The sequence below is a fragment of the Rickettsia australis str. Phillips genome (genome assembly GCF_000273745.1).
Classification (GTDB): Bacteria; Pseudomonadota; Alphaproteobacteria; order Rickettsiales; family Rickettsiaceae; genus Rickettsia; species Rickettsia australis.
On record NZ_AKVZ01000005.1, the window covers coordinates 1 to 3768 of the forward strand.

A 3768-nucleotide genomic window follows, 5' to 3' on the forward strand; every position below is an offset into this window, starting at 1 on the left:
GTAATATCTCTGAAATTAAAAATATTGATTATTGAAATCTCGGATAATCGATTTTATTCTATGTACATAATATATTTATCCTTATAATCTTCTGGTACAAGAATTTTATATTTGGGTGATATATATTGGATTAATAAACAAAAATTGTAAAGTTGAGTTTATCTCAATTTATAATTATAAAAGAAAAGTAATATCAATGATGTACTTATAATGGTAATACATCATTGATATTTATGTCTAAAAACTTTAGGCACGATGAGATGATACGAAGTGCATTTGAAAATCCAATGGTAGCCAAAGAATTTTTTCAAATGCACTTATCATTACATATACAAAGTTTGGTTTTTTTAAAACCCTTAAAATGGAAAAAGATAGTTTTGTAGATAAAACACTTAAGAAATCCATATTAGATATTTTATTTTCTGTTAAATTTGATAGTGAAGACGGTTACGTATTTTTATTATTAGAACATCAAAGTAAACCTGATTATTATATGGCTTTTCGCTTGTTGAAGTACATGTTAAACATTGCCGAATATCATATGAAAGCAACAAAAAGCAAGAAATTTCCTTGCATATATCCTTTAGTATTTGATAATGGTATACAACAATATAATGTTCCTCGAAAATTTTTGGGAATTATTTAAAAATAGTGCATTGGTAAGAGCTACTTGGAGTAATGATTATCAACTCATAAACGTGCATGATATATCTGAACAAGCATTGAAAAAAAATGCTCTGTCGGGCATTTTGCAATTTTTTATGCAGCATATTCACGAACACGATTTACTAAAAAGATGGCAAGAAGTAGCTGATTTTTTACCTAAATTTGCTAGGGGTTAACATAGGAATTGATTATATAGAGCTAATTTTATTCTATACTTTGACCAAAATTAGGCAAAGTGATATAATAGCAGTAGAAAGGATGTTCAAGTCACATTTAAATACTAAGAAAAGAGAAAAAATTATGGGAAGTATTGCACATTATTGGGAAAAGCAAGCTATAGAAAAGGGAAGAAGAAAAGAAAAAATTATTATAGCAAAAAATTTAATCAAAGCAGGTTTAAAAACTGAATTAATAATTGCATCAACCGGATTAAAAAAAGAAGAGATTGAGAAATTACAGCAAATTGCCTAAATGCTTTAAAAATATGAAAGTTATGGCAGATGATTTAAGCATTTATATTCATTGGCCTTTTTGTTTATCAAAATGTCCGTATTGTGATTTTAATTCTCATGTGGCTAGCACTATAGATCATAATCAATGGATTAAATCTTATGAAACAGAAATTGAGTATTTTAAGGATATTATTCAAAATAAATATATAAAATCCATTTTTTTTGGTGGCGGAACTCCTTCATTAATGAATCCTGTAGTAGTTGAATGGATAATAAATAAAATCAATAATCTAGCAATTCTTGATAATCGAACTGAAATAACTCTAGAAACCAATCCCACATCATTTGAAACCGAAAAATTTAAAGCGTTCAAATCTGCCGGAATTAACCGTGTGTCCATTGGAGTACAATCCTTAAAAGAAGACGATTTAAAAAAATTAGGCAGAACTCATGATGCTTTGCAAGCCATCAAAACAATTGAGGAGGCAAATACGATTTTTCCAAGAGTTTCATTCGATTTAATATATGCACGTAGCGGTCAGAAATTAAAAGACTGGCAAGAAGAATTAAAGCAAGCTATGCAATTCGCAAATGGCCATATCTCTCTTTATCAATTGACTATCGAAAAAGGTACACCTTTTTATAAATTATTTAATGAGGGTAATCTGATTTTGCCGCATTCAGATGCGGCAGCTGAAATGTACGAATGGACAAATCATTATCTAGAATCTAAAAAATATTTTAGATATGAGATATCTAATTATGCTCTAGCAAATCAGGAATGTTTGCATAATTTGACTTATTGGCATTATAATAGTTGCTTAGGTATAGGTCCCGGGGCTCATAGTAGAATCATTGAACCATCAGGTTCGGTAGCGGCAATTATGATGTGGCACAAGCCAGAAAAATGGTTAGACTCAGTTAAAACAAAAAATGTCGGTATTCAAACTAACGCTAAGCTAACAAATCAAGAAATAATCGAAGAGATTTTAATGATGGGTTTACGTCTTAGCAAAGGCATAAATATTTCTACATTAGAGCAGAAAATAAACGCAAAATTAATGGATATTTTAGACATGAATAACCTTAAACATTATCAAGCGTTAGATTTAATTAAACTAGATAAAAATATCTATCTTACCGATAAAGGTTTAATGCTGCATAGTTACATAGTATCTAGATTAATTATATGAAAATTATTCAAGCAATTTTAACAGTCTTTACCATCCCATTTAGGACTATAGCTATCTCTTTTATGTAAAACCGTTTTATTGCTTAATACAACAATATCACCGGAAGTAACATATATATAGTTTTGAATAGATGCTTGATCTTAGATTTTTCTAATTTTATTTAAAAACCCTGCTGCTCTTTGTGTTTTATGAATAGCATCCATTGTTATTCTGCTATAATAGCCAGTAGCGTGTTCTACTAATAAAGGTATGTTGTTGCTTAATATTTTACATGAAAAAGAATTTGCACTTGTTACTGTAAATTCATTACTACACCCGATTAAGATATCTTGGTAGCTCAATTGATTTAATATATCTTTAAGGCTAATATATATTATAGGTAAATTCTCATGTCCTTTATGTACAATCCCAAAAATTAAATAAACTATAGCAGCTCAGTTATCACTCTTCTCTGTCATTGGACGGTATGTAGCATCTACATGCTAGTCTAATCATTATACGGCGATTGAGAGCTACGTTCTTATAAGAATTACGTTTTGGTGCTACTGCTCTAATAATATTCGTATCTTCATCTTTATATAATACAGGAAAACTACCAATGATCCCTATTACTCCATACATATGATAAATTAGCTCTTCTATTCCGCTAACCCGTACCTCACCGTCATAGGAAGTCATTATATGATAATTTTTTTGATCGATATTGTTTATATGTATAATTTCTGCATTATTTATTTAGCGCATCTTTAATTTCTTTTGTATAATTTACATATTTTTTCTAAAAAATTTTTAAAAAATACAATAGATTTATATGGATTTTTAGTAAAATTGTTTAAAACCTCATCGCTATTAATATTAAAATTTTTTAGATAAATTTCCTTTCTCATAATACACAGTCATTATCTTTAAATCTTTTTTATAACTGAGTTCCAATTTTTAGAAGCATTAATAATGCCGAAAGGATCTACATATTGTATCTCTACTAAATATACATCTTTTTTTTCTTTCAACCAGCTAATTAATCTAATGATTTTATTGTGTAAATTTTCTAATTTTGCTATACAAGTTTTTTCATCTAAAGTTTTCCTCCAAACATCATAGCAAGCATTATTATAGTCAATATTAGTATCTTCAATGATGAAATAATCCCCTTCTTTAAAGATATTATTATGAAAATATTCTAAAATACCTATAGTATTAATATGAGTATCTGCTATTAAAAGTATGGGATATACTATTTCGGATATTGTTTCTTTTAGGAATATTGCCTCTACTTTATTAGAATCGCCTTGTAAAAATTCTATTCTATTATCACCTTTTACGGCTTGATCAATATTTTCAAAATCGATATCTATACTAATAACTTTACAGTCTGTTACTGATAAACTTTGTATATCCGCAAAGGACAGAAGCTCCTTTAAAACTTCCAAATTCAATTATGGTTTTGGGTATTAATG

Annotated in this window: 6 protein-coding genes and 1 pseudogene; 4 read left to right on the plus strand and 3 right to left on the minus strand. The window is 28.3% G+C overall.

From position 1 onward, the window contains the following. Positions 1–287 precede the first annotated feature (287 nt). The 4 genes and pseudogenes from A452_RS12430 (at position 288) to hemW (ending at position 2311) form a co-directional block, all read left to right on the plus strand. Positions 288–646, plus strand: a pseudogene (locus A452_RS12430) (Rpn family recombination-promoting nuclease/putative transposase). Next, the gene (locus tag A452_RS12435) at positions 615–842 is read left to right on the plus strand and encodes an Rpn family recombination-promoting nuclease/putative transposase (protein ID WP_231289973.1); all 228 of its coding nucleotides are present in this window, start codon (positions 615–617) and stop codon (positions 840–842) included. The pseudogene A452_RS12430 and the gene A452_RS12435 overlap by 32 nt, the downstream one beginning before the upstream one ends. Continuing rightward, positions 829–1137 carry an RpnC/YadD family protein gene (locus A452_RS11665; protein WP_014413142.1) on the plus strand — a complete coding sequence of 103 codons (309 nt, stop codon included), beginning with the start codon at positions 829–831 and terminating at the stop codon, positions 1135–1137. Before A452_RS12435 ends, A452_RS11665 begins: the two co-directional genes overlap by 14 nt. A 13-nt stretch (positions 1138–1150) precedes the next feature. After that, on the plus strand, positions 1151–2311 hold the full coding sequence (hemW, locus tag A452_RS0100740) for a radical SAM family heme chaperone HemW (protein WP_037197248.1): 1161 nt from the start codon (positions 1151–1153) through the stop codon (positions 2309–2311). 140 nt (positions 2312–2451) lie between these two features. On the opposite strand, the gene A452_RS0100745 is transcribed toward hemW, so the two are convergent. From A452_RS0100745 to A452_RS07800, 3 genes are all read right to left on the minus strand, one after another. Continuing rightward, on the minus strand, positions 2452–2652 hold the full coding sequence (locus A452_RS0100745; RefSeq protein ID WP_014413140.1) for a hypothetical protein: 201 nt from the start codon (positions 2650–2652) through the stop codon (positions 2452–2454). A 100-nt stretch (positions 2653–2752) separates the two neighbouring features. After that, the gene (locus tag A452_RS0100750; protein ID WP_014413139.1) at positions 2753–2989 is read right to left on the minus strand and encodes a hypothetical protein; all 237 of its coding nucleotides are present in this window, start codon (positions 2987–2989) and stop codon (positions 2753–2755) included. A 227-nt stretch (positions 2990–3216) separates the two neighbouring features. Next, a complete protein-coding gene (locus A452_RS07800; RefSeq protein ID WP_231290025.1) occupies positions 3217–3672 on the minus strand; it encodes a class I SAM-dependent methyltransferase in 456 nt (151 codons plus the stop codon). Between the last annotated feature and the right edge of the window lie 96 nt (positions 3673–3768).